Origin of the sequence: Acidovorax sp. Root217, from assembly GCF_001428645.1 — a bacterium.
GTDB lineage: Bacteria > Pseudomonadota > Gammaproteobacteria > Burkholderiales > Burkholderiaceae_C > Acidovorax.
Map to the genome: position 1 here is coordinate 482,418 of NZ_LMIH01000005.1, position 25,845 is coordinate 508,262.

24 protein-coding genes and 1 riboswitch are annotated in these 25,845 nt (G+C 69.0%); of the genes, 12 read left to right on the top strand and 12 right to left on the bottom strand.

From position 1 onward, the window contains the following. Positions 1-15 precede the first annotated feature (15 nt). Positions 16-1,245 (top strand): cell division protein FtsA, encoded by a 1,230-nt coding sequence (gene ftsA / locus ASE31_RS03730; RefSeq protein ID WP_057200162.1) that lies wholly within the window; start codon positions 16-18, stop codon positions 1,243-1,245. A 154-nt stretch (positions 1,246-1,399) separates the two neighbouring features. After that, positions 1,400-2,656, top strand: a complete 1,257-nt coding sequence (gene ftsZ / locus ASE31_RS03735) for a cell division protein FtsZ (protein WP_057200163.1) — start codon at positions 1,400-1,402, stop codon at positions 2,654-2,656. A gap of 86 nt (positions 2,657-2,742) precedes the next feature. Here the strand turns inward: ftsZ and ASE31_RS03740 are convergent, their stop codons facing one another. After that, positions 2,743-4,596, bottom strand: coding sequence for a hypothetical protein (locus tag ASE31_RS03740; protein WP_057200164.1), 1,854 nt, complete (start codon positions 4,594-4,596; stop codon positions 2,743-2,745). Positions 4,597-4,608: 12 nt separating this feature from the next. Continuing rightward, positions 4,609-5,304 (bottom strand): response regulator transcription factor, encoded by a 696-nt coding sequence (locus ASE31_RS03745; RefSeq protein ID WP_057200165.1) that lies wholly within the window; start codon positions 5,302-5,304, stop codon positions 4,609-4,611. Positions 5,305-5,601: 297 nt separating this feature from the next. On the opposite strand from ASE31_RS03745, the gene ASE31_RS03750 reads away from it, so the two are divergent. The 9 genes from ASE31_RS03750 to ASE31_RS03785 all read left to right on the top strand — a co-directional run bounded on the left by ASE31_RS03750 (position 5,602) and on the right by ASE31_RS03785 (position 15,059). Next, positions 5,602-5,964, top strand: coding sequence for a hypothetical protein (locus ASE31_RS03750; RefSeq protein ID WP_057200166.1), 363 nt, complete (start codon positions 5,602-5,604; stop codon positions 5,962-5,964). A gap of 60 nt (positions 5,965-6,024) precedes the next feature. Next, positions 6,025-6,849, top strand: coding sequence for a hypothetical protein (locus ASE31_RS03755; RefSeq protein ID WP_057200167.1), 825 nt, complete (start codon positions 6,025-6,027; stop codon positions 6,847-6,849). 91 nt (positions 6,850-6,940) lie between these two features. Next, positions 6,941-8,551, top strand: coding sequence for a DUF4384 domain-containing protein (locus ASE31_RS03760; RefSeq protein ID WP_057200168.1), 1,611 nt, complete (start codon positions 6,941-6,943; stop codon positions 8,549-8,551). After that, positions 8,548-9,141 (top strand): sigma-70 family RNA polymerase sigma factor, encoded by a 594-nt coding sequence (locus ASE31_RS03765; protein ID WP_057200169.1) that lies wholly within the window; start codon positions 8,548-8,550, stop codon positions 9,139-9,141. Before ASE31_RS03760 ends, ASE31_RS03765 begins: the two co-directional genes overlap by 4 nt. Continuing rightward, positions 9,138-9,872 (top strand): anti-sigma factor domain-containing protein, encoded by a 735-nt coding sequence (locus tag ASE31_RS03770; protein WP_057200170.1) that lies wholly within the window; start codon positions 9,138-9,140, stop codon positions 9,870-9,872. Before ASE31_RS03765 ends, ASE31_RS03770 begins: the two co-directional genes overlap by 4 nt. A gap of 57 nt (positions 9,873-9,929) precedes the next feature. Further along, positions 9,930-10,853 carry a UDP-3-O-acyl-N-acetylglucosamine deacetylase gene (gene lpxC / locus ASE31_RS03775; RefSeq protein WP_057200171.1) on the top strand — a complete coding sequence of 308 codons (924 nt, stop codon included), beginning with the start codon at positions 9,930-9,932 and terminating at the stop codon, positions 10,851-10,853. A gap of 9 nt (positions 10,854-10,862) precedes the next feature. Further along, entirely contained in the window at positions 10,863-11,036 is a 174-nt protein-coding gene (locus ASE31_RS32170; protein WP_200961062.1) for a hypothetical protein, read from the top strand. A 31-nt stretch (positions 11,037-11,067) separates the two neighbouring features. Then, positions 11,068-11,191: riboswitch (TPP riboswitch) on the top strand. Positions 11,192-11,306: 115 nt separating this feature from the next. Beyond that, a complete protein-coding gene (thiC, locus tag ASE31_RS03780; protein WP_057200172.1) occupies positions 11,307-13,202 on the top strand; it encodes a phosphomethylpyrimidine synthase ThiC in 1,896 nt (631 codons plus the stop codon). 174 nt (positions 13,203-13,376) lie between these two features. Next, the gene (locus tag ASE31_RS03785; protein ID WP_057200173.1) at positions 13,377-15,059 is read left to right on the top strand and encodes a methyl-accepting chemotaxis protein; all 1,683 of its coding nucleotides are present in this window, start codon (positions 13,377-13,379) and stop codon (positions 15,057-15,059) included. 112 nt (positions 15,060-15,171) lie between these two features. On the opposite strand, the gene ASE31_RS03790 is transcribed toward ASE31_RS03785, so the two are convergent. The 10 genes from ASE31_RS03790 to gspG form a co-directional block, all read right to left on the bottom strand. Beyond that, positions 15,172-16,560: a GspE/PulE family protein gene (locus tag ASE31_RS03790; protein ID WP_057200174.1), complete on the bottom strand. Its 1,389-nt coding sequence runs from the start codon at positions 16,558-16,560 to the stop codon at positions 15,172-15,174. Between the two features lie 3 nt (positions 16,561-16,563). Next, on the bottom strand, positions 16,564-19,173 hold the full coding sequence (gspD, locus tag ASE31_RS03795) for a type II secretion system secretin GspD (protein WP_157412331.1): 2,610 nt from the start codon (positions 19,171-19,173) through the stop codon (positions 16,564-16,566). 4 nt (positions 19,174-19,177) lie between these two features. Continuing rightward, a complete protein-coding gene (gene gspN, locus ASE31_RS03800) occupies positions 19,178-19,996 on the bottom strand; it encodes a type II secretion system protein N (RefSeq protein WP_057200258.1) in 819 nt (272 codons plus the stop codon). A 17-nt stretch (positions 19,997-20,013) separates the two neighbouring features. Next, positions 20,014-20,688, bottom strand: coding sequence for a type II secretion system protein GspM (gene gspM / locus ASE31_RS03805; RefSeq protein ID WP_057200175.1), 675 nt, complete (start codon positions 20,686-20,688; stop codon positions 20,014-20,016). After that, a complete protein-coding gene (gspL, locus tag ASE31_RS03810; RefSeq protein WP_057200176.1) occupies positions 20,685-21,938 on the bottom strand; it encodes a type II secretion system protein GspL in 1,254 nt (417 codons plus the stop codon). The genes gspM and gspL overlap by 4 nt, the downstream gene beginning before the upstream one ends. Positions 21,939-21,988: 50 nt before the next feature. Continuing rightward, positions 21,989-22,987, bottom strand: a complete 999-nt coding sequence (gene gspK / locus ASE31_RS03815; RefSeq protein WP_057200177.1) for a type II secretion system minor pseudopilin GspK — start codon at positions 22,985-22,987, stop codon at positions 21,989-21,991. Next, the gene (locus ASE31_RS03820; RefSeq protein ID WP_082604015.1) at positions 22,987-23,703 is read right to left on the bottom strand and encodes a prepilin-type N-terminal cleavage/methylation domain-containing protein; all 717 of its coding nucleotides are present in this window, start codon (positions 23,701-23,703) and stop codon (positions 22,987-22,989) included. Before ASE31_RS03820 ends, gspK begins: the two co-directional genes overlap by 1 nt. 17 nt (positions 23,704-23,720) lie before the next feature. Then, positions 23,721-24,095 carry a type II secretion system minor pseudopilin GspI gene (gene gspI / locus ASE31_RS03825; RefSeq protein ID WP_235514243.1) on the bottom strand — a complete coding sequence of 125 codons (375 nt, stop codon included), beginning with the start codon at positions 24,093-24,095 and terminating at the stop codon, positions 23,721-23,723. Next, positions 24,092-24,517 carry a prepilin-type N-terminal cleavage/methylation domain-containing protein gene (locus ASE31_RS03830; RefSeq protein ID WP_057200179.1) on the bottom strand — a complete coding sequence of 142 codons (426 nt, stop codon included), beginning with the start codon at positions 24,515-24,517 and terminating at the stop codon, positions 24,092-24,094. Before ASE31_RS03830 ends, gspI begins: the two co-directional genes overlap by 4 nt. A gap of 278 nt (positions 24,518-24,795) precedes the next feature. Beyond that, positions 24,796-25,260: a type II secretion system major pseudopilin GspG gene (gene gspG / locus ASE31_RS03840; protein ID WP_057200181.1), complete on the bottom strand. Its 465-nt coding sequence runs from the start codon at positions 25,258-25,260 to the stop codon at positions 24,796-24,798. A 47-nt stretch (positions 25,261-25,307) separates the two neighbouring features. Between gspG and ASE31_RS03845 the strand changes: the two genes are divergently transcribed. After that, on the top strand, positions 25,308-25,763 hold the full coding sequence (locus tag ASE31_RS03845) for a type II secretion system protein N (protein WP_057200182.1): 456 nt from the start codon (positions 25,308-25,310) through the stop codon (positions 25,761-25,763). The last annotated feature ends 82 nt before the right edge of the window (positions 25,764-25,845 follow it).

Here is a 25,845-nt window from a genome sequence, read left to right on the forward strand (position 1 = left end):
GGGCAGTGACTGAATATGGCTAGAGAATACAAAGACGTGGTGGTCGGCCTGGACATCGGCACAGCCAAGATCATGGCGGTGGTGGCCGAAGTCCTGCCCAATGGCGAGCTCAAGCTCGCAGGCCTGGGCGTGGCCCCGAGCAATGGCTTGAAGCGTGGCGTGGTGGTCAACATCGACGCCACGGTGCAGAGCATCCAGCAGGCGCTCAAGGAGGCCGAGCTGATGGCCGACTGCAAGATCCAGCGCGTGTACACCGGCATCACCGGCAGCCACATCCGCGGCCTCAATTCCAGCGGCATGGTGGCCGTCAAGGACAAGGAAGTCACCTCGGCCGACGTGGCCCGCGTGGTGGAGACGGCCAAGGCCATCAACATCTCGTCCGACCAGCGCCTCTTGCTGGTGGAGCCGCAGGAGTTCGTGATCGATGGGCAGGACGTCAAGGAGCCCATCGGCATGAGCGGCATCCGCCTGGAGGCCAAGATCCACATCGTGACCGGTGCCCAGAGCGCGGCCGAGAACATCATCAAGTGCGTGCGCCGCTGCGGGCTGGAGGTCGAGCAACTGCTGCTCAACCCGCTCGCATCGAGCCAGGCCGTGCTGACCGACGACGAGCGCGAGCTCGGCGTGGTGGTGGTCGACATCGGTGCCGGCACGACCGACGTGGCCATCTTCACCGGGGGCGCCATCCGCCACACGGCGGTGATACCGATCGCGGGCGACCTGATCACCAGCGACATCGCCATGGCGCTGCGCACGCCAACGAAGGACGCCGAGGACATCAAGGTCGAGAGCGGCTACGCCAAGCAACTGCTGGCCGACCCCGAGAGCCAGGTGGAAGTGCCGGGCCTGGGTGACCGCAGCCCGCGCATGCTGAGCAAGCAGGCCCTAGCGGGCGTGATCGAGCCGCGGGTGGAGGAGATTTTCTCGCTGGTGCAGCAGGTGATCCGCGAGTCGGGCTATGAAGAGGTGCTGTCCTCGGGCATCGTGCTCACGGGCGGCAGTGCCGTCATGCCCGGCATGATCGAACTCGGCGAGGACATCTTCCTCAAGCCCGTGCGCCGCGGCATCCCCAAGTATTCGAGCGCCCTGTCGGACATGGTGGCCCAGCCCCGTGCGTCGACCGTGATGGGCCTGCTCGAAGAGGCGCGCCTGGCGCGCCTGCGCGGCTTCAAGGTGGCCCAGAAGAGCGGCTCCATGAAAACCGCGTTCGGCCGGTTCAAGGACTTCATCGTGGGGAACTTCTGATGACCATGAACCAGTGCCACCGATTTGCGCGCGCAGGCCCCCGAATGCCCGGCGGGCGATGGCGATGCACAGGACCGCCATGCCGCCCGCGCCACCAGACAACACCGAACCCCATTTTGCAATTGCGTACGAAGACAGAACCAGGAGCTCCAACATGTCCATCGAAATGATCGAAGCCGAAACTTTCAACCAGGGCACCCAGATCAAGGTGATCGGCGTGGGCGGCGGCGGCAGCAACGCCGTCGAGCACATGATTGCCCGCAGTGTGCAGGGCGTGGAATTCGTCTGTGCCAATACCGATGCGCAGGCCCTCACGCGCAGCTCCGCGCACAGCGTGATCCAGCTCGGCGCCAGCGGCCTGGGCGCCGGCAGCAAGCCCGACAAGGGCCGTGACGCAGCCGAAGCCGCAGCCGAGGACATCCGCGCGGCCATCGACGGCGCGCACATGCTGTTCATCACCGCCGGCATGGGCGGCGGCACGGGCACGGGCGCAGCGCCCGTGATCGCGCGCATCGCCAAGGAAATGGGTATCCTCACCGTGGGCGTGGTCACCAAGCCCTTCGACTGGGAGGGCGGGCGCCGCATGACCAACGCCGACAACGGCCTGGCCGAACTCGAAGCCAACGTCGATTCGCTGATCGTCGTGCTCAATGAGAAGCTGCTGGAAGTGCTGGGCGACGACATCACCCAGGACGAAGCCTTCGCGCACGCCAACGACGTGCTCAAGAACGCCGTGGGCGGCATTGCCGAAATCATCAACGAGTACGGCCAGGTGAACGTCGACTTCGAAGACGTGCGCACCGTGATGGGCGAGCCCGGCAAGGCCATGATGGGCACGGCCACGGCCAGCGGCCCCGACCGCGCCCGCATTGCGGCCGAGCAGGCCATCGCCTGCCCGCTGCTCGAAGGCATCGACCTGTCGGGCGCCAAGGGTGTGCTGGTGCTGGTCACGGCCAGCAAGGGCAGCCTCAAGCTGTCCGAGTCGCGCCTGGCGATGAACACCATCAACGCCTACGCGTCCAAGGATGCGCACGTGATCTTCGGCGCCGCCTACGACGACACCCTGGGCGACGAGATCCGTGTGACCGTGGTCGCCACCGGCCTGTCGCGCCAGAACGCGCGCCGCCAGCCCATCTCGGTGGTGCAGGGTGGCCTGCGCACCGGTACCGACAACATGGCCTACCAGATCCCCGTGGCAGGCGTTGCCGGTGCGATGGGCAATGCCATGGGCGTGCCCTCGGGCCAGACCGGCCATGGCGGCGGTAGCTCGCAGGCCGACTACGGCAGCATGTCGGTGCCCAGCGTGTGGCGCACCAACCGCACGCAGGCCGCCGCCCGCGTGGACGCGCTGTCCTCGGGCGGCATGGACGACCTGGAAATCCCGGCCTTCCTGCGCAAGCAGGCGGATTGATGGAGTAGGGGGCCGTCAGGTCCTGACTCTTCAGGGGGCCTTCGGGCCCCTTTTTCATGGCCGATGGCCGGGGATTGCCGAGGGTATCAGGCCTGTGCAGGTGCAGGCGCGCCCAGCGGCAAGGACAGGCAAACCGTGGTGCCCGCGTCGCCTTCCTGGCGCAGCTCCAGCACGGCACCGATCAGGGCGGCGCGTTCGTGCATGGTGCGCAGGCCATTGCCGCAGGCGCCGTCCTGCCTGCCCACGCCGTTGTCGCGCAGGTGGATGGTGATGGCCTGGCCGTCGGCGCGGGCGGTCAGTGCCAGCTGCCGCGCACGGGCGTGCTGCAGCACGTTGGAGATGGCCTCGAACACGATGTACTGCAGGTGGCGCATGGCCTCCTCGCTGCTGCCGGGCCACAGGGGCAGCAGCGCCACGTCCCACAGCAGCTCCAGACCCGAATCGCGGATGCGCTGCTCCAGGCGGAAACGCAGGCTGGCCAGCAGTGCGTTGACATCGCCGTTGGGCAAGGACATCGCGTCCACCGACAGGCGCAACTGGTCCAGCGACTCGCGCAGCGTCTGCATCACCTCGGCCTGCGATGCCACCCCGCCTTCGAGCTGGCGCATGGCCGTGATCAGGTGGGCGCCCGCGCCGTCGTGCATGTCGCGCAGGATGCGTGCGCGCTCCTCGGACTTGGCGCTGATGCGCTCGAGCTTGCGCAGCGCCTGGTGCTGCTCGGCCAGCTTCTCCTCGCGCTGCAGAACGCGCTGCTCCAGCGACGCCGTGAGGTCGATCAGCGCATTGCGCGCCTGCTGAAAGCGTTGCCCCACGATGGCCAGCACGGCCACGCCAGCGAAGGCGGCTGCCCATTGCGTCCAGCCGCCGTCCATGTACTGTGCAGGCGCCAGGCGTGCGGCCGCGATGTCGCGCACCAGGGCCGCCCAGCAGACACCGAGGGCCACCAGCATCCACAGCCGCGGGCTGTCGCGGGTGAGCCTGCACTCCCAGCCCAGCCGCAGGATCAGTGCGGCCCAGGCCACGACCAGCACGACGGTCCAGCCCAGCACCCAGTCGGCACCGCCGGCTACAGCAAAAGGGCACAGCACGAAGATCGCTGACGCGACATACAGCTCTGCCCGTGGCCGGGGCCCCCAGACGGTGCGCGTGAGCCAGTAGGTGGCAAGGCAGCCGGTCCAGAACAGGCCCTGAACGGCCTGGAACCAGGCGGGCCAGGCCAGAAAGATCTCCTCCAGCCAGGCTGCGGTGACGCGGCAGGCCCATGCCAGCTCGCACAGCGCCGCAAACGCATACAGCGCCTGGCGCTGCTGCCACCACAGCAGCAGGCAGAAGATGCCCACCACCAGGCTGAACAGCGAGACCGCGCGCGGCAGCGTCACGCGCTGCCACTCCAGCGCGTGCCAGTTGCCCTGCAGCGCCGCCTCGGGTCCGAACTGCACGGGGGAGATGCCGGCGCGCCGCAGATAGTCCGCGCGGATGCTGATCTCCAGCACGTTGTGCGCCTGCAGCAGCGTGCCCGGCAGCCGGATCCACAGCGGGCGCCGGCCGGTCCAGCCGTCGTTGGGCAGCAGCAGTTCTCCGCCGGTGGCCAGTTCCATCCCGTTGAGCGAGATGCGGTAGGCATTGCCCAGCCGGGGGATCAGCAGGGCCTGCGGCTGCAGCCGCTGTGAATCCATGGTGTCGAAGCGCAGCGTGGCGGTGGCCCAGCCGGCCTTGCGCCGGTGCAGTACGTCCCAGTGCAGCGGAAGTGTGTGGGCCGTCGTGGTCTGGGCGGCGCTCTGGCGCAGGCGCACCGTCAGTTCGGCGTCGCGCAGCACCTGCACGCCCGGGGGCGGGGCGGCGTCCTGCGCCAGCGCCGGCAGAACCTGCAGGCTCCAAAGGACCAGGCCGCACAGCAGGTGGCCGATGAACGACGCGGGCAGGCCCAGGGTGCGTTGCATGGCCGGTGACTGTCAGGGGGCGCGACGGTGGCGGTCCAGCAGGCCCATGCGGCTGGCCTCGAAGACCGCTTCGCCACGCGAGTGCACGGCCAGCTTGCTGTACAGGTTCTTGATGTGGCTTTGCACCGTGTGCTTGGAGATGTCCTGCAGGCGCGCGATCTCGGCGTACGAGTAGCCGCGCGCGATCAGCTCCAGCACGTCCGACTCGCGCGGCGTGAGTTCCAGGCTGGGCAGTGCCGGGTCCACGGGCTGGGGCTGGGGCTCCTCGCGCGTGCCACGCTGGCGCAGCCGGGCCAGCAGCTTGCGCGCGATCATGGGGGATATGGGCGACTCGCCGTGCTTCACGCCGACGATGATCCGGCCCACGTCTGCGGGTGTGGAGTCCTTCTGGATATAGCCCACGGCACCGGCTTCCACGCAGGCGATCACGGTGTCCTCGTCGCCGAAGACCGACACCACCAGCACCTCGCATGCCGGCTGCGTGCGCACCACGTGCTGCAGCAGTGCCAGGCCATGGCCATCGGGCAGCGCCAGATCGGTCAGCAGCACGTCGGCAGGGTGCTCGTCCAGCCAGCGGCGCGCAGGCGCCAGCATGCCGAAGGAAGCGGCCAACTCCAGGTCGGGGTGGGCGGTGACGCAGCCTTCGAAGAATCTGCGCATCTCGGCATCGTCCTCTATCAGTACGACGCGCCAGCGGGGTGTGCTCATGGATGGCAGGGTAGGGAGGTCGGTGGGGGTGCTTCGCGCCATCTTAGCGCCCGCCTGCGCTGCGTCATCCCATCTTCGCGGCGGCGCCCCTCCCATGTTCATGGGGTGCGGGCAAAGCGCCCGGAACCTACGATTTTCCCGGTGCTGCAGGAGCCACAGGGCCTCGGCATGGGTGCAGGTCGAGACCACGAAAAAAAGTTTTCTGCCCCCTGCATCCAAACGCTGCACCGCGCCGTTCCACAAGCAGGACGCCATGTGGCGCTCTTCAACCGGACCTACCGAGATACAGGAACCAACATGAAACAGCTCAAGTACTTCGCACCCGCACTGCTCCTGGGCCTGGCCACGCTGACCGCGCAGGCGCAGCCCGTCTTTCAGCAGGGCGTGCTTACCGATGCCGCCGGCCTCACGGTCTACACCTTCGACAAGGACGCACCTGGCAAGAGCAACTGCAGCGGCGGCTGTCTGGCCACATGGCCGGCCTTTGCAGCCAAGGCCGGTGCCAAGGCCGAGGGCGACTTCGGCGTCATCGAGTCCGGTGGTGCGCGCCAGTGGAGCTTCAAGGGCAAGCCCCTGTACTACTACGCCAGCGATGCCAAGGCCGGCGACCGCCTGGGCGATGGCATGGGTGGCGCATGGCACGTGGTGCCCAAGCCCTGACCTGTTCCCACCCAAGGCCTTTCACCGATTGCATTCCCCCATTTCCTGAAGGACACCCCCATGAAGTTCTCTTCCATCGCCATCGCCTGCCTCACCCTGGCCGGTGCCGCTGTTTCCACCTCCGCCTTGGCCGACAAGGCCTCCCTGCTGCGCGCCACCGGCAACGTGCCCGAGCGCGCTGAATGCCCGGCCAACACCGAGGTCAACCGCAGCGGCGGCGTGCTCAAGTGCAGCGTGACCCTGGTGTTCGAGCGCGGCTCGATCTGCCCGCCCGCCAACAAACCCAACTACGTGACCATCCAGATGGCGGGCGCCGACAAATGCCTGCCGGCAGTGGCGGGCGACGTGATCAGTGTGCCGTCGGCCATGAACCCGGTGGCCGGGCCCCCCAAGCTCAAGGGCCAGTCGGGTCTGCCGGGCGACATCATGGGCTACCTCACGGCCGTCGGTCCGGCCGCGCTGCTCGGGCCTGATGAAGGGCGCTACCAGCGCGTCGTCAACCCCGGCGGCGCCGACAAATTCGTGGGCGAGAAGATCGTTCACCTGTGGCCCGCTAGCTACCCCGTGCACTACACCCTGGGCAAGAACCCCGCCAACGGCGTGAGCTGCCCCAATGGCTACACCGACGTCACCGGCCGCAGCCAGGACAGCCTGGGCTGCGAAAAGATCGAGAAGAAAAAGCCCATGTGCCAGAACGTCAACGGCATTGGCTGGCGCCTGGAGGTCAAGCGCGGTGAAGACCGCTGCCAGGGCCCCACCGAAGGCCCGACCAAGCCCGAGGGCGAGCATGCCGGCCCCGGCAATGACTGGGACCTGGACACCGACGCCGTCGGCAACGAGGACCGCTGGGTGCGCGTTTCCTACACCCGCCCCGTAGGCCGCTGACTTTCCGCACCAGCCCGCGCTGTGCGTGCACCGGCTTGGGTGCGCACCGCGGGCTGGCCTGTGCACGCCCATCCCCTTTGCCGAGATTGCCATGACCTTCAACCACTCCCCCGTGCACAGCCGTGCACGCCGCGCAGCCGCTGCGGCCGCCGTGCTGGCCCTGGCGGCGGCTCTGGCCGGCTGTGCCGGCGCACCCGACCGTGCCGCCCTCAACGAGGTGCGCGCCCAGGCCAACCCGACGGACAAGGCGCAGCGCACCATCACCAACTTCACGCCCGCGCTGCGCTGCATGGACGAGATGATGTTCGACATGGGCACGCGCGACGTGACCATGATGATGGAAGAGTTCCGCGACGCCACGCAGAAGGTGCCCATCTCGGCGCGCGACATGCTGACCTCGGCCGTGTCGGACATGACGCGGCGCTCGCGCGGGGTGCGCCTGTCGGTCTTCGGCAGCGACCAGCAGAACCTGGCCCAGGTGCTGGCGCAGGCGCAGCGCACCAGCGCCTTCGGCGTGGTGCCGGCCTACAACATCCGCGGCACGGTGAGCCAGCTCGACGAATCGGTGCTCAAGAACGGCAGCTCCTTTGGCGCCACGCTCGCGCAATCGGTGTTCGGCGTGCGCTTCGGCAGCGAGACCAAGTTCTCGGTGCTGGGCCTGGACGCCGCCGTGGTGGAGACTGCGAGCATGACGCTGTTGCCCGGTGTGTCGTCCAAGAACACCACCGTGCTGGCCAGCCGCGACGCGAGCGCGGCCGATGGCCAGGCGCAACTGGTCAACCCCGGCATCGGCGTGGTGTTCTCGTTCTCGACCTCGCGCGCCGATGGCCCTTCGCAGGCGGCGCGCAACATGGTCGAGCTGGCCGCCGTGGAACTGGTGGGCAAGCTGCTTCGCGCGCCCTACTGGCAGTGCCTGGGTACCACCGACAGTGATGCCGAGGTGCAGCGCGAGCTGGCCGACTGGTTCCTGTCCATGGACGAGGCCGAACGCATCGCCTTCTACAAGGAGCGCATGCGCGAGCGGCGCTACTACGACGGCGCCATCGACGACCAGGCCGACGCCGCCTTTGCCACGGCGCTGCGCAGCTACCGCCAGGCGCTCGGCCTGCCTGCCCAGGGCGCGTTGGACGAGGGTTTTTTTCGCTCCTTCGTGCTCGCCAAGGTGCCACGCGGTCCGTTGAAGGCGCTGCCGCGCAATGCCTCCACGCGCGCATCGGGCGCCGCATTGGCCGCCGTGCCCGCCGCAGCACCAGCCCCCGGCGACGCCAGCGCAACTGCGGCCCCGCCACCGCCTGCACCCGCTGCGGCGCCCGAGGTTGCGGCCCTGGCCGTGGCGTTGGGTGCACCGCAGCGCGGCAGCGCCAGCCTGGACATCGCGGTGCTGCGCCCTGGCTATGTGTACTGCTACTCGCAAGACCCGGTGACGCGGCGCATCCAGCGCATCTTTCCCAACCGCTTCACGCGCGACCCGCGCATGGTGCCGGGCAAGCCGCAGCGCCTGCCGGGTAACGAGCGCTTCGTGCTCAACCCTGCGGCCGAATACGCCTGCCTGCATGCGCCGAGCGAGGTCTATGGCGACCTGCCGCCGCCGCTGCGCTGGGGTGATTTCGAGGACATCCGCGTAGGCACGTTCGACGAGATCCGTGCCGGTTTCGCACAGGCTTCGGGCATGCCTGTGCAGCTCTTCGCGGTGCCACGATGACTGCCGCTGCATTGCCCGCCGATGGGCTGCCCGACGCCGTGGCGCAGCTGCTGTCGCGCGTGGTGCTGCGCGACACATCGGCCTTCCAGCGCCTGTACCAGCTGGTGGCCAGCCGCCTGCTGGCGGTGGCCGTGCGCGTGGTGCAGGACCGCGCCCTGGCCGAAGACGTGCTGCAGGAGGTCTTCGTGCACCTGTGGAACCGGCCGCAGACCGGTGCGCCGGGGCAGGCGCTGAGCCTGTCGTGGCTGTGCGTGGTCACACGCAACCGCGCCATCGACGCACTGCGCAAGCGCCGCCCCGAAACGCCGCTGCACTGGCGCGATGCCGATGGCGAGGAACAGGTGCACGATGCCGCAGCCGAAGGCGGCTCGCCGCTGGAGCTGCTGCTGGCCGAGGAGGATGGCTCGCGCCTGGGCCGCTGCATGGGCCAGATCGACAGCGAGCCGCGCAGCGCGCTGCTGCTGGTCTACTACGAAGGGCTCACCCATGCGGAGCTGGCCCAGCGCCTGGCCCGGCCCCTGGGCACGGTCAAGGCCTGGATGCGCCGCAGCCTGGCGCGCCTGCGCGACTGCATGGAGTCCTGCGCATGACATGGCACCAGAACCCCCGGCTCGTGGACCTGCTGGCCGGCGAGTACGCCCTGGGCACGCTGCAGGGTGGCGCCCGCCGCCGCTTCAAGAAGCTGCTCGCGCGGCGGCCCGACCTGGCCGAAGCCGTGGCGCGCTGGAACGAGCGCATGGCGCCCGCGCTGCTGGCCCTGCCACCCCAGGCGCCGGCACCCGCTACCTGGCGCGCCATCGAGCAGCGCCTGGGGTTTCCTGCCCCTGGGGTGCGGGTGCCGTGGTGGAAAAGGTTGCTGCAGCCAGCCCCGGCGGGCGCCTTGGCGCTGGGCCTGATGGTGGGGGTGCTGCTGCCGTCGCTCTGGCAGGCGCAGCACGGCGGGCCGGATGCACCGGCCTCCACCCAACTGCCCGAAAGCTATGTGGGGGTGCTGGGCCTGGCCGACGGGCGCCCAGGGCTCATCGTCTCCAGCCTGCGGCAGGGCCGCACGGTAGACATCAAGCGCGTGGCGGCCGTGCCCGTGCCTGCCGGCCAGGTGCTGTACCTGTGGTCGCTGGATGTGGCGGGCAAGGCCAGCCCCGTGGCGCCGCTGCCGCAAGGGGCGTTCGTGCACCTGCAACTGGGTGCCCCATCTGAAACCGTGTTTGCCAAGGCGGTGGAGCTGGCGGTGAGCGTGGAGCCAGAGGGCAGCAGCCCCGCAACGCCCTCCAGCGCCTATGTGTACCGGGGCCTTTGCGGGAAACTGTGGCGGGTGCCGTAAGGCCTTGCCATGGTCTTGCGGCGAGCAGGGACGGGCCCACCCTTTTACAATGCGGGAATGCTCCAGCAACGCACCCTCAAGACCTTGACCCGCGCCGTCGGCGTGGGGCTGCACAGTGGCCAGAGGGTCGAGCTGACCCTGCGGCCTGCGCAGCCTGACACCGGCATCGTGTTCCGCCGGGTCGATCTGCCCCAGCCCGTGGACATCCCGATCCGGGCCGATGCCGTGACGGACACGCGCCTGGCCTCCACCATCGGGGTCGGCAGTGCCAAGGTGCACACCGTGGAGCATCTCATGTCGGCGTGCGCCGGCCTGGGGCTCGATAACCTGTACGTGGACATCACGGCCGAAGAGGTGCCCATCCTCGACGGGTCGTCGTCCTCCTTCGTGTTCCTGCTGCAAAGCGCGGGGATCGAGCTGCAGAAAGCCCCCAAGCGCTTCATCCGCGTCAAGCGCCCGGTGGAGGTGCGCGAGGGCACTGGTGCCCAGGCCAAGTGGGCGCGCCTCGTGCCCTACCACGGCTACAAGCTGAGCTTCGAGATCGATTTCGACCACCCCGCAGTGGACTCCACCGGCCAGCGTGTGGAGTTCGACCTGGGCGAGGGCAACTACAGCCGCGATATCGCACGCGCGCGCACCTTCGGTTTCACGCGCGACGTGGAGATGATGCGTTCCAACGGCCTGGCCCTGGGCGGCGGGCTGGACAACGCCATCGTGATGGACGACTACAAGGTGCTCAACAGCGATGGGCTGCGCTACGACGATGAGTTCGTCAAGCACAAGATCCTCGACGCCATGGGCGACCTGTACATCATCGGCAAGCCCCTGCTGGCGGCCTACAGCGCCTTCCGCTCGGGCCACGCGATGAACAACCTGCTGCTGCGCGAGCTGCTGTCCCAGCCCGACGCCTGGGAAGAAGTCACCTTCGAGGACGAGCGCCAGGCACCGCGCGGTTTTGCGCAGCCGGCGCGCGCCTGGTAAGCACCCGCCATGGTGCTCTTTCGCTGGGCCGTCATGGGGCTGCTGCTGGCAGCGGCCGTATCGTTCGCCTTCTATGCGGGCACCGGTCAGCCCCATTACAAGCGCTGGGGCCTGGTGGTGCTGAAGTGGACCGTCATCGCCGCCGTGTTCTTCTTCGCCGTGGCGATCATCGGGCGCATCTGAAACAACGGTGCAGGCCGGTATCGATATACTGGCACCTGCTCCGGGGTGTGCGAAAGCGCTGAGATGCATGGGGCCTGACCAACAATCAGGCTGCCTGCGAACCCGACGAACTTGATCCGGTTCATACCGGCGGAAGAAGAGCCGACCTCCATGCCCGTGCGCGCCCCTGCTGGCCCGCAGGGTGGGCTGTACATGCGCCATGGCGCGTGTGCGGGGCGCAGGTCCATTCCGGAGCAATTCCCTTTGCCACCGGAACTGGAGACCCGCCCCATGAATGCACCCGATCCCCTCGCCCGTGAAAAATTCGCCGAGCTGCTGGCCGCCACGCGCGAGCCGTTCCCGGCCTCGCGCAAGGCCTACCTGCCAGGCCACCTGCATGCCGACCTGCGCGTGCCCGTGCGCGACATCGCACTGACCAACGGCGAGCAGGTCAGCGTCTACGACACCTCGGGCCCCTACACCGATCCCGACGCCGTGATCGACGTGCGCCGCGGCCTGGCCAGTGTGCGCGGCGGCTGGATCGCCGGCCGGGGCGACGTGGAGCACTACGAGGGCCGCGCGCCTCTGGCGCTGGACGACGGCCAGAAGAGCGAGGACGCCGTGCGCCTGGCCCAGCTGCGCGCCGAAGCGGCCGCGCTGCAGCGCAAGCCCCTGCGCGCGCGCAGCGGTGCCAACGTGACGCAGATGCACTACGCGCGCCAAGGCATCGTCACCCCCGAGATGGAGTACGTGGCCATCCGCGAGAACGGCAAGCGCGAGTGGATGGCGCAGTACCTGGCCGATGCCGGGCGCGAGCAGCGCCTGGCGGGCAACCCCATGGGCGCGAGCATCCCGCGCACCATCACGCCCGAGTTCGTGCGCGACGAAGTGGCGCGCGGGCGCGCCATCATCCCGGCCAACGTCAACCACCCCGAGGTGGAGCCCATGGCCATCGGGCGCAATTTCCTGGTCAAGATCAACGCCAACATCGGCAACTCGGCCGTCACCTCCAGCATCGAGGAGGAGGTCGAAAAGCTCGTCTGGGCCATCCGCTGGGGGGCCGACAACGTGATGGACCTGTCCACCGGCAAGAACATCCACACCACGCGCGACTGGATCGTGCGCAACAGCCCGGTGCCCATCGGCACCGTACCCATCTACCAGGCACTCGAGAAGGTCGGCGGCGTGGCCGAAGACCTGACCTGGGCGATCTTCCGCGACACGCTGATCGAACAGGCCGAGCAGGGCGTGGATTACTTCACCATCCATGCCGGCGTGCGCCTGGCCTACATCCACCTCACGGCGGCGCGGCGCACGGGCATCGTCTCGCGCGGCGGCTCCATCATGGCCAAGTGGTGCATGGCGCACCACCGCGAGAGCTTCCTGTACGCGCATTTCGAAGACATCTGCGACATCATGAAGGCCTACGACGTGTCCTTCAGCCTGGGCGATGGGCTGCGCCCCGGCTGTGCATCGGACGCCAACGATGAGGCGCAGTTTGCCGAGCTGCACACCCTGGGCGAGCTGACCCAGGTGGCCTGGAAGCACGACGTGCAGACCATGATCGAAGGCCCGGGCCACGTGCCCATGCACATGATCCAGGCCAACATGACCGAGCAGCTCAAGACTTGCCATGAGGCGCCGTTCTACACCCTGGGCCCGCTGACCATCGACATCGCCCCCGGCTATGACCACATCGCCTCGGCCATCGGCGCCGCCATGATCGGCTGGATGGGCACGGCCATGCTGTGCTACGTGACACCCAAGGAGCACCTGGGCCTGCCTGACCGCGACGACGTCAAGCAGGGCATCATTGCCTACAAGATCGCGGCGCATGCGGCCGACGTGGCCAAGGGGCACCCGGGATCGCGCGCGCGCGACGATGCCCTGAGCCAGGCGCGCTTCGATTTTCGCTGGCAGGACCAGTTCAACCTGGGCCTGGACCCCGAGACCGCCAAGGAATACCACGACGAAACCCTGCCCAAGGACAGTGCCAAGGTGGCGCATTTCTGCTCCATGTGCGGGCCCAAGTTCTGCTCGATGAAGATCACGCAGGAAGTGCGTGAATTCGCGGCGCAGAAGGGCCTGGCAGAGAGCGAAGCGCTCTCAAATGGCATGGAAGCCAAGGCCGTGGAATTCCAGCGCGGCGGTGGCGAGTTGTATGTGCCCATCCACCCGGTGAAATAAGCGTGGCTACTGCCCCCGCAGTTTGGCTGCTGGGGGCAGGGGGGCGGTACATACCCTCTGGGGTGGAGCGTGCGGGGCGCATACAGTCGCGCCCACACACGCTCCGTAGGGACAAGTCACCCTATGGCACCAAAGTTGCTATGCTTGAGTTGTCAAAAAATGTAAGGAAGAGCGATGAACCTGCTCAGCCGTCTTTCCATCCGCGCACGTCTTTATTTCGGCACGATTTTCTCCCTGGTTCTGCTCGTGGTCATCGGTGCCATGGGGTATCTGGCGCTGGAGCGCACCCGCAGCACCCTGGACCAGCTGTTCTCCCAGCGGGTGCAGACCCTGACCGATGTGGCCGAGCTGCGCACCACCCTGGGTGACCTGCGCCGGTCCGAAAAAGACATCATCATCAGCTTCAACAACTCCGTCGAGGTCGCAGCCCTGCGCGAGAGCTGGAAGAAATCGCTCACCGCGCTGAATAAGGGTATGGCCGATGTGCGCCAGGTGCAGTCGGGCGATGCGGCCTTCGTCGAGTCCATCGACAAGTCCCTGGCCGAGGTCAAGGAGTACGAGGCCGGTATCTCTCCCGTGTTCGAGCAGATCGAGCGCGCCCAGATCGACGGCGCCGTGGGCGGTGCCTATGCCGACCGCCTCAAAAAGCACATGGAAGCCACCGACAAGCTGCTGTCCGACCTCTCCGTGACGGCACGCACCAAGATGGACGAGGCGCGCGAGGGCGTGAACACGCTGACCACCACCATGTCCGGCCTGATCGGCATCGTGCTGGTGCTGGCCCTGGCCGTGCTCATCCCGCTGACCTTCTTCAGTGTGCGCTCCATCACCCGCTCGATCGCCCAGGCCAGCGAACTGGCCGAGCGCATTGCCGGCGGTGACCTGTCGCAGGACGTGCAGGTGACTTCGCAGGACGAGGTGGGCCAGCTCGTGGCCTCCATGGCACGCATGCAGGACGCCTTGCGGGGCCTGGTGCAGCAAGTGCAGGAGGCGGCCAGCAACATCTCCACGGCCAGCACCGAGATCGCCTCGGGCAACCACGACCTGAGCCACCGAACCGAACAGACGGCCGCCAACCTCGAAGAGGCCGCTTCGTCGATGGAGCTGCTCACCAGCACCATCGGCCAGAGCGCCCAATCGTCACGCCAGGCCAGCGACTTCGCCTCGTCGGCCGCCGAGGTGGCCGGGCGCGGCGGTGTGGTGGTCTCGCAGGTGGTGACCACCATGGACCAGATCACCACCAGCTCGCGCAAGATCGCCGACATCACTGGTGTCATCGACGGCATTGCCTTCCAGACCAACATCCTGGCGCTCAATGCGGCGGTGGAAGCCGCCCGTGCCGGCGAGCAGGGCCGGGGCTTTGCCGTGGTGGCCAGCGAGGTGCGCAGCCTGGCCCAGCGCTCGGCAGCGGCTGCCAAGGAGATCAAGGGCCTGATCGGTTCCTCGGTGGAGCGTGTCGAAGACGGCTCGCGCCTGGTGAGCCAGGCGGGAGCGACCATGAACGAGATCGTGGGCAGCGTGCGCCGCGTCTCGGACATCATCAGCGAGATCACGGCATCGTCCGCCGAGCAGCGCGACAACGTGGGCCACATCAGCCAGTCGGTGAGCCAGCTGGACAACATGACGCAGCAGAACGCCGCGCTGGTGGAGCAGTCCACCGCAGCCTCGGAGTCGCTGCGCGAGCAGGCACTGCAGCTGACCCAGGCCGTGAGCCAGTTCAAGCTGCAGCCGGGAGCCAGGGCCGCCAGCCCGGGTGCGGGCGGCAGCATGCCGACCCCACGCCAGGGCATCCCTGCGCCGGCCCAGCGGCCTGCCGTTCCGGTGCGTGCGCCCAAGCAGGCATTGCAGATCCGCTGACGGTCTGCCGGCTGGTAGAGCCCCTGGCTACGCCCAGCAAAAAGCCCCTGTCGCCGGTTGGTGACGGAGGCTTTTTTCTTGGGGCGCTTGGCGCTTGCGTTGCGAGGGGCTGCTAATCCCGTGTGACGCGCAGCACTTCTTCGCGGCTGGTGATGCCGGCGGCAATCAGGCGCTCGCCGTCTTCGCGCATCAGCGCCATGCCGCCCGCGAGGGCCGCCGTGCGGATGTCCGCCTCGGAGGCCTGGTTGTGGATCTGCGCGCGGATGGCGTCGTTGGTCACCAGCAGCTCGAACAGGCCGGTGCGGCCCGTATAGCCGGTCTGGCCGCAGTGCTCGCAGCCGGCACCCTGGCAGTGGCTGCAGTACTTGCGCACCAGCCGCTGGGCCAGCACGCCGAGCAATGAGGACGACAGCAGAAAAGGCTCCACCCCCATGTCGGTCAGGCGCGTTACGGCGCTGGCCGCGTCGTTGGTGTGCAGCGTGGCCAGCACCAGGTGGCCCGTGAGCGAGGCCTGGATGGCGATCTGCGCGGTCTCGAAGTCGCGGATTTCACCGATCATGATGATGTCCGGGTCCTGGCGCAGGATGGCGCGCAGGGCCTTGGCGAAGGTCAGCTCGATCTTGCTGTTGACCTGGGTCTGGCCCACGCCGGGCAGCTCGTACTCGATGGGGTCTTCCACCGTCATGATGTTGTTGCGCGTGGCATCGAGCCGCCCCAGGCCGGCGTACAGCGTGGTCGTCTTACCCGAGCCTGTGGGCCCGGTCACGAGGATGATGCCGTGCGGCTGGGCAATCAGGCCCTCGAAGCGGCGCAGCGTGTCGCCCTGCATGCCCACGGCTTCGAGGCTGAGCTTGCTTTCGCTCTTGTCCAAAAGGCGCAGCACGGCGCGCTCGCCATGGGCGCTGGGCAGGGTGGAGACGCGCACGTCGATGGCGCGCGTGCCCAGGCGCAGGCTGATGCGCCCGTCCTGCGGCAGGCGTTTTTCCGAAATGTCGAGGTCCGCCATGATCTTCAGGCGCGAGATCAGGGCGGCGTGCAGGGCGCGGTTGGGCTGCACCACCTCGCGCAGTGAGCCGTCGACGCGAAAGCGCACGCTCGAATGCCGCTCGTAGGGCTCGATGTGAATGTCGCTCGCGCCGTCGCGTGCGGCCTGCGTGAGCAGGGCGTTGAGCATGCGGATGATGGGCGCGTCGTCGGCCGTCTCCAGCAAATCTTCCACCGCCGGCAGGTCCTGCATCATGCGCGACAGGTCGGCGTCGGACTCGACTTCGCTGACCACGGTGGCGGCACTCGATTCGCCCTGGGCATAAGCGGCACTGATGCGCTGGGCCAGGGCCGGGGCCGCCAGCGACTGCAGGTGGCGGATCTTGTGCTTGCGCATCACTTCCGACAGAGCGGTCACGTCGGGTGCAGGGCCGTGCCACAGCACGAGCTGCTGGCCATCGTCCTCCAGCAGCAGCTGCGAGGTGCGGGCAAAGGCGTAGGGCAGGGGGTGGCGCATGGGTCAGAGCGTCTGGCGGGTCACCGTGGCGGCGGGCGCGAGCTCGCGCACCATCGCGGCAGCGGAGTCGGCCGAAGCCGGGTTGTGGTACGGGCCTACGCGCACGCTGGTGCGGGGGCCCTGGCTGGTGTCCACCGGCTGCTCCGAGATGGGGAGTGCCGAATTGCGCAGCCTGGCCAGTGCGGCCTGCGAGGCCGAGTCATCGCCGAACACGCCGGCACGCACGTAGTAGGTCGGTGCAGTGGCCGCAGCGGGCACAGGGGCTTCGCTGATGGGTACGCCCGAAGGCGTCAGCCGGGGCGCTGGCTGCACAGGCGTCACCAGGTCCTGCAGGGGGGCGGCGGGTTGCACGCGCGGTGCCGGGGTGCTGCGCTGGGGCAGTTCCGGCAGCACGGGGGCGCCCGATATCGACCGCAGTGGCAGGCTCGACGCGGGTTGCGTCACCTGCTGCAGCCCGCGGATCGCATCGTAGCGGTCGACCATCAGGGCTTCGCTCGTGGCCGCATCACGCACCACCACGGGGCGCAGGAAGACCATCAGGTTGGTCTTGTTGCGCTGGCGCTTCTCGCTGCGGAACAGGCCGCCCACCACCGGCAGGTCGCCCATGACCGGCACTTTGTCCTCGCCCTGGGAGTAGCTGTCTTCGAGCAGACCGCCGAGCACGATGATGCTGCCATCGTCCACCACCACGTTCGACTCGATGGAACGCTTGCTTGTGGTCGGGCCATTCACGGAGCTCAGGGTGTTCTCGTTGATCTTGGAGACTTCCTGGTAGATCGACATCTTGACGGTGCCGTTCTCGCTGATCTGCGGGCGCACCTTGAGCATCAGGCCCACGTCCTTGCGCTCCACCGTGGTGAAGGGGTTCACCGTGTTGCTGCCGCCGGTGTTGGCATACGAGCCGGTCGGGAAGGGCACGTTGTTGCCGATCACGATGCGGGCTTCCTCGTTGTCCAGCGTCATCAGGTTGGGGGTGGACAGCACGTTGGCGTCACCGCTGTTCTGCAGGAAGTTGGCCAGGGCTCCCAGGTAGTACTGGCCGTTGATGCGTGGCGCCAGCGCGAGGTTCAGCCCGTTGCTCAGGCCCCCCCCGTTGCCCGTGGGGAGCAGGCCGGTGTAGTTGCCGGCTGCCAGGTTGGCTGCCGCGCTCAGGATGTTGACGCCGCCACCCTGGGTGGAGTTGGTGCCGATGACGCCGACAGTGCCATCCCCTTGCTTGCCCAGCACGCCCTGCCACTGGATGCCGAACTCCGCCAGCTTGGTGGCGGAGACCTCCACGATCAGGCTTTCCACCAGCACCTGGGCGCGGCGGCCGTCGAGCTTGTCGATCACGGTGCGCAGCTGGCGGAACAGCGGCTCAGGTGCCGTGATGATCAGCGAGTTGGTGGTCGGGTCGGCCTGGATCTGGCCGCCGGTGGAGGGTTGGTTGCTGTTGCTGCTGCCCATGCCCGAGCTGCTGCCCATGCCGGAGCTGCTGCCCAGCCCGCCAAGGCTGCTGTTGCTGCTGCTGTTGGAGCCGCCGCTCAGGCCACCGCTGTTGCTGCCGCCGCCTGACAGCGAGCTGGACGAAGCACCGCTGGAAATGGCCGGCGTGCTGGCGCCGGCGCCGCCACTGGAGTTGCCGCCCATGCTGGCCATGGCCGCGCGCAGGGTGGTGGCGAGCTTGGTGGCATCGGCGTTCTTGAGGTAGACCACATGGATATTGCCCATGGAGGCGCTGCTGCCCGGCACCGGAGGCTGGTCGAGCTTGTCGACGAGCGCGCGCACCATGGCCACTCGCGCAGGGTTGGCCGCACGCAGGATCAGCGAATTGCTGCGCGGCTCGGCCAGCAGCGTGGTCTTGAACGAGGTATCTGCCTGGCCCTGGGCAGCGGCAGGCGCGGCGCCGCTGCCGCCATCAATGAGGCGTGCCACCAGGGGCGCGAGGTCGACCGCGAGGGCGTTGCGCAGCGGGATGATCTCCACATCGCTGGCGTTGGAGACGTCCATCGCCGCGATGATGCGGCCCAGGCGTTGCAGGTTGTCGGCGTAGTCGGTGATCACCAGCGAGTTGTTGCCGGGGTTCACGTTGATGGTGTTGTTGGGGCTGATCAGCGGGCGCAGCACCGGCACCAGGTTGCCCGCGTTTTCGTAATTGAGCTTGAAGATCTGCGTCACGATCTGCCCGCCGCCGGGCGTGCCGCGCGCAGAGCCCGACTCGCTCACGCCCACGCTGCCGCTCTGCAGCTTGGCGTCGGCCTCGGGCACCACCTTGTACAGGCCGGCCGATTCGACCACCGTGAAGCCCTGCAGGCGCAGTGCGGCCAGGAACTGCTGGAACGCGGCCGAGGGGGGCACGGCGCGCTCGGTGATCAACGTGAGCTGGCCCTTCACGCGCGGGTCGACCACCACGTTGCGCCCGGTGATGGTGGCCATGGTGCGGGCCACGGCCTCGATCTCGGCGTTGGCGAAGTTCAGCGTGACGGGTTCGTTCCCGCGCACGCTGCTGGTGCCCGTGCCAACGGCTGTCTGCGCCAGCGCCAGCGGGCTGCTGGTGAGCAGCATGGCGGCCAGGGTGATCGAGCTGACGGCGCATTGCAGGTGCGGCGAAAGGGAGGATGCGGAAGTCGTCATAGGGTCAACCCACGGTGATGAGGGAGCGCGCGCCGTTGCGCCGTCCGATGATGTTCAGAAGATTGGTGAGCGCCGCTTCGCGGTCGGGCGCTGCACTGGCCTCGCCCGCAAAGCGCAGGCGCTGGCCTACCCATTGGCCGGTGCCGCTCAATTGCAGGTGGCCGCTCAGGGTGGTCAAGGTCAGGATGGGCACCTCGCCACCCTGCACGGCCAGCCGGTAGCTGCCCATGGGGCGCAGGGTGGACAGGCGCGAGGACATGTCCAGCGCATCGAGCTGCACCTTGCCGTCCAGCACCATGCGGCCGGCCTGCCAGGCGGCTTGCAGCCCCTGGGTCTGCAGCACCAGCTGGCCTTGCGGCTGCAGCGTGTTCCAGGGCGTGCCCAGGCCCGATAGCAATGCGGCGGGCCAGTTGCTCTGGCCGTCGCCCACCGTCAGGCGCAGTTGCGAGAGGCCCAGCGCCAGCCGCGCCTGCAGCGGCTGCACGGTGCAGCAGGGGGCCTGCACCTGCGCGCGTACGCCATTCAGGGTGGGGCGCAATGTCCATTGCAGGCGCCCGGGCAGCGCCGTGCGGTCCTGGCTGGCGGTGCCGCCGGTCAGGACCAATTGAGCAGAGCCACTCCAGACCGTGCCACGCGCTTCCGACAGCAGCAGTTGCCCACCCGTGGCCCGGGCCAGGCCCTGCGCCAGCCATTGCGCCGGGGCAAAGACCACCAGCGCAGGCAGCAGGCCGGCCAGGGCGCCGCCCACCGCCCAGCCCCAGGGCGAGCGCGGTACGGCACCGGTGGTGCGCGAGGAGGTGCGTGTGCTGCGGGCTGGTGACACGGGGCGTTCCGTGGGGGTCACCGTGCAGGCAGGGCCAGCACCAGCGTGCCGTCCCAGCGCGGGGTTCCGGGGGCAGAGCCCTCGGGCGCATTGCCCTGTACGGGGTTGGCGCCCATGGCCGGCATGTTGCCGGGAATCGGCGGCATCAGCGGGCCGGAGGATATGGCGCCCGCACCCGGTGCGGGCAAGGCCGGCGCCATGGCCGGGCCTTGCGGGGCCGGGCGGGCATTGCCCGTCGCTGCGGGAGTGGTCGGGTTGGCGGTGCGGGTCAGGCGCGCCTCGATGGGCACGGCTCGGGCATTGCTGCGCGCCAGGGCCAGCCACTGCGCCAGGGCATCGGCAGGGGCGGCCTTGAGCGTCACGGTGGCACGGTCGCCGGTCACGTTGAGCTGGGCGGCTGTGCCCATGCGCTGGGTCAGGCCGTTGCGCAGGGCGCCGGTAGGGTCGCCCGTGCTGTTGCGCGGTGCGGCCTGCAACTGCTGAGCCTCGGCCTGCAGGCTGCGCATGCGCTGCAGCTGCGTGTCCAGTTCGGCGTGGCGCTTGGGGGCGGTGCGCAAGGTCTGCAGGGCCGGTGAAATGGCCACCCACCACACCAGGGCCAGGCCCACCAGGGCGGCAGCACCCAGCACGAAGTTCTGTTCGCGCGGGGCCATGGCCTGCCATTGGGTTTTCAAGGGGGCGAGCTGGCTCATGGGGCGGTCTCCGCACGCAGCACCAGGCTGCCATCGTCCAGGCGGCCGGTGTAGCCGGCAGCCCGCAGTCGGGTGGTGAGCACGGGTTCCTCTTGGGGTGCAAGCGGCAGGCCGCGCAGGCGCAGCTCGCCGGTGGTGAATTCCAGGCCGGTAGGGATGCGGCCATCGGGCAGCACGCTGCCCGCGGCGGCCATCATGGGCTCCAGGTCGCGCGGCGAGAAGCTGCCGGACGCCTGGCGCAGCAGCGCCATCTCGCGTTCCATCTGCTCCAGGGGGGCGATCACCGCCTGCACCTGCGGGAAGGTCTGCGTGAAGGTGCTGCGCAGGCTGGTCTGTTTGGCGGCCAAGGCCTGCCGCTCCTGCCAGGCCCAGACGTTCAGGCCCGCCAGGTGCGCCAGTACGAGCACGCCCAGCGCCCAGCGCGCTGCGCGCCACTGGGGGGCGTACAGCAGGGCGCTCAGCACGCCGCCGGCCTTGCGCAGGGCGCGCGAACGGCTGGTGCTGGACAGGTCGAACTGCGCCAGGTCCCAGTCGCCGCGGGCGGCGTCCAGGGCGCGGGCGCTGGCCGTGTGCAGGTCCACCGGGTGGCCCAGTGCGCGTTCGGCCAGTTCCGCCACGGCCGGGTCGGCGCGCAAGGGGGTGGGCGGCGCATCGCTGCCGGCAGCGCCTAGGCCTGCCAAGGCCAGCGTGGCCGGCGTCAGCGGCAGCACCGAAATCCCCTGGTCGGCGCCCAGCCCGCACAGGATCAACTGGGGGTCGTCCGCCGTGCCGATGGCCGACACCTCGGGGCCGCCACTGGCCGTGGGGCCGGGCGCGAACTCGGGCACCACGCGGGACACGCGCCGGCCTGCGGCCTCCAGGGCCTGCAGGTGGGCACGCAGCCAGGCACGGTCGCACACAGCCACCCACACCGGCACGCCGGCCTGGGCGCCCGGTTGCAGCGCAAAGTGCAGCTGGGCCGTGTCGTCGAGCAGGCGGTCTTCGAGCAGGCCGTCCAGCACCGAGCGCAGGCGCGGTGTCTGCTGGCTGGCCCCCAGGGGCAGTCCGGGCGGCAACTGCACCTTTTGCCAGGACAGCGCCTCTATCGGCACCACGGCCACGACCTCGCCGGGGCGCGCGGTCTCGGGCAGCAGGGCGGCCTCGGTGAGCGCGTGGCGCTGTGCGGTGTGCCCGTCCGCAGTCAGCGTATAGCCGTACTGGGTCGATATCCCCGGAAGGGAGGGCGGCAGGGAAAGTATCAGCGTGCTCATGGGCGGGTAGTGCGGGCCATTTTAGGGTGTGCTGGGAGGGCTGCGCGCATTCAGCGCAGGCCCTGTTGCGCCGGGGCGGCAGTGTCCCGGTCGAAAGCGCCGCGTTCCCGCCACAGCGTCGTCACTTCCAGGCCCAGCTTGCGGACCAGGGAGCGCTCGTCCACAGTGGTGTTGTCCATGCGCAGCCGGCCCCGTACCTCGAAATAGGCCGAGGCGATGGCCAGGTCATTGGTGTCGAACGGGACCTTGCCCAGCACCTCGACCACTTCAGCCATGGAGCGGAAATGTTTCGATTCGCGGGCCTGCACCAGCTTCTGGGCACCGGCCATGTCCAGCCCGTCGATGCTGGCCCAGACCACGTCGATGCCCGCCGTGTTGAGGTTGACCGGTGTGCGCACCGGCAGGATGGTGACATGCGGCAGCAACGCCGCCACGGTGGGCGGCGACAGCCCCAGCCAGCCCAGCTGAGATACTGTCTGCGGCATGAGCGGGGCGCTGCCATCGGCCCCCGTGCGGGCCTGGGCCTTGCGCAGGTTTTCCAGCAGCAGCGCCAGCTCCTGCGAGGGCAGCCCCAGCCGCTCGAACAGCCGGGTGAACTGCTTCAAGGCCCCGGCCTGCACCTGCCCACCTTCGGCCAGGCTGGTGATGTTCAGGCGCGACTGCAGGTCGGTGATCTGCCCCGAGAGAAAGGCATCGGTGGTGTCGGTGCTGGCGTCTTCCACCTGCGCCACGCCGCGCTCGGCCGCGAGGAAGCTGGACAGCCGGGCTTCCTGCAGCGGCACCGCCCAGGGCTCGGCCAGGTGGTCGGCACCGCCGGCTCGGCCGTCTTCGCGCAGGATCAGGCGCGACCAGTCCAGCGCCCCCACCAGTATCCAGGCGGCCTGCACGCGGGCGCGCTCGGCGGTCTCGACCTCGATGGCGCGCCACTGCTGCCACAGGGAGGCGGCGGCAAACGTGGCCACCAGCGTCACTGTGAGCATGGCCGCGAGCAGCGCCGCGCCGCGCTGGGCCAGCGTTCGCCGTTGCCGGATGTTCGGTGCGCGGCGCATCAGGTGCGTCCCCCACCCAGTGTCGGGTTGACCCAGTCGCGCACGATGGCGCCGCTCAGTGCCTGGCCGGGTGACAGCGTGATCTGCAGCCGCACCCCATCGGGCAGAGTGGAGGCCGGGGTGCCTGCGGTCTGCCCGGCGCTCGACAGCGGGTTGGACCAGGCGCCGCCGCGGAAATAGAACAGCTGCCAGTTGGTGATGGGCACCAGGCTGATCTCGTAGCGCCGGGCCTGTTCGTCGGGCGTGCGCGCCCACTGCTCGGCCTGTTGCCAGGCCTGCTGCCATTCGGTTCGGTTGCGCACGGGCGGGGACTGCCAGCGCACCCACTGGCCGCCGCCCTCCACGCCCGGCGCATCACGCCGGGTCCAGGCCACCACCAGCGCGCCTTCGTCGGGCACGGCCGTGGTGCGGCGGGTGATGCGCAGCACCTGCCCGTCCCAGTCCATCGGGGTGGTGCTGGCCAGCGGCAGGATGGCGTCGAGGTCGGCGCCCCACTGCCCCAGGGCCGACTGGATCACCAGCATCTCATCGGCGCGCAGGCGCGTCTGCTCCTGCGCGCGCACCATGCCGTCGATGCCGCGCCAGCTCATGATGGCCAGGATGGACATCAGCGCAATGGCGACCAGCAGTTCGATCAGCGTGAAGCCGCCCGATGCCGCCGGCAACGGGCTGCGCTCGCGGCCTAGTGGCACAGCGAGGCGCGCAGGGTGGGTCATGGGCCTGGAGCGCATGGTCAATAGCGCCCCAGGATGGTCGATATGCGCAGGACGGAGTTTTCGCCGTCGAGCACCTGCGCATCCACCCGCCGAAAGCTCGGGTTGGGCGTGGGCCGCACGATCAGGCGCACGTCAAAGCGCCGGCCCGCCTGCTCGCAGGGCTGGGTGCTGTCACCCACGCTGGGCATCTGGCGCGACAGGCGCGTGCGCACCAGTTCGTTCTCGGCGCACAGCTGTGCCAGCACGATGTCGGACTGGCGCAGCGCATTGCGCGTGAGGGCATTCGTGGACTGCAGCCCCGCCATCAGCGCAATCGCCACGATGCTCAGGGCCACCAGCACCTCCACCAGCGTGAACCCCTGCTGGTGCGTGTTCATGGGAGTGCGGGTCATTGCACCGACTCCACACTGAAAGGCCGCAGCCCGTCCGTCACCACGCGCAGGGCCTGGTCGGGATGGTCCTGGTGCGTGAGCAGCACCTGCTGCGCCCCGATCACCGGCTCGGGCCCGAGCAGCAGGATGGCATTGCCGCGCACCAGGGTGCCGGTGGCCAGCCACTGGTGCGGCAGCGCCTCGGGCGGCAGCCCCTCGAAATTGAAACCCTGCGGCCCGCCGCGCCAGCGCACCGGCACGCCACTGGCCCGCGACTGCGCCCGCCCCGATTCGAGCAGGGCAGCCAGCCGCGCCGCCTCGCGCTCCAGCTGCGTCTGCCCGTTGTCGCGCAGCGCCAGCGAAATACCCGCCGTCGCCAGCGCCATGATGCTGATGACCACCAGCAATTCGAGCATCGTGAATCCACGTGCACGGCGTGTCATGGGTGTTTGGAATGCCGGGCACACAGTGCTCGCAGCATCATCGCAGGCGTCAACGGTGTGCATGGGGCGCCGTTGCAACGGTCACAGCACCAGCCGAGGGCGGCCGGCCGCAGCGCCGGGCCGCCCCAAGCAAGGCCCGGCCCCCTCGGGGGGCAGCGACGACACGAAGTGCGGGAGCGTGGGGGCACCGGCCTTGCGCCGGGCCGCCCCAAGCAAGGCCCGGCCCCCTTGGGGGGCAGGGAGCGACACGCAGTGCGCGACCGTGGGGGCCAACATCCTTACTGCCAGCTGCCGATATCGGCATCCTTGCCTTCGCCGCCCGACTGCCCATCGGCACCGAAGGACATCACGTCGATCTCGCCCTTGATGCCGGGGTTCAGGTACTGGTAAGGGCGGCCCCAGGGGTCGTTGTTGAGCTTTTCGAGGTACAGCTTCCAGTTGCCGGGAACCGGGCCGGACGTGGGCTTGGCCACCAGCGCCTGCAGACCCTGCTCGGGCGTGGGGTAGCGCTGGTTGTCCAGCCGGTACAGCTTGAGCGCCTGCATGATGTTGGTGATGTCCGTCTTGGCGGCGGTGCTGCGCGCGTCGTCGGCGCGGTCGAGCACGTTGGGCACGATCAGCGCGGCCAGCACGCCGATGATGACCACCACCACCATCAGCTCGATCAGGGTGAAACCCCGGGCCAGGCTGCGGCGTGCGGAGCCCAGGGAGGCGGAGGAAGACAGGAAAGAAAGAGTGTTCACTGCAGGCGGTCTCGCTAGGGTCGTATCGGGTGAATCATAATCCCCGCATGGTGACCAATTCATACAGCAAATGGGGCGTGCGCCTGGGGACTCTGGCGTTCTGGGTCGCCGCGGGCGCCAGCGTGGCCTATTGGGGCCTGCGCCTGTCGAACCGGCCGGTCGCGCAAGCCGTTCCGGCGATGGCCTCCATGGCGGCGGTGCCCGATGCCCAGGCGGTCGCCCGGGTGCTGGGCGCCGTGCCGGCCGGCGCGGTGGCCGCCGTGGCGGCGCCAGTGGCCTCGCTGGCCAGCCGCTTTGCCCTGATTGGCGTGCTGTCCGGGCGCCAGAGTGGCGGCGGTGCCGCGCTGATCGCGGTAGATGGCAAGCCGCCCAAAACCTTCCGCGTGGGCACCCTGGTGGACTCCGGCATGGTCTTGCAGTCCCTCGGCCCGCGCCAGGCGCAACTGGGTGCCGATGTGGGCGGCCCGGCCATGCTCACGCTGGACATGCCGCGCAAGAACTGAGAGGCTGAGAATCTTTCGCCCATGCCCGCCTTGCACGCCAAAACACCCCGGCTCGTCGTTGCAAATGCTCGCCATAGCCCGA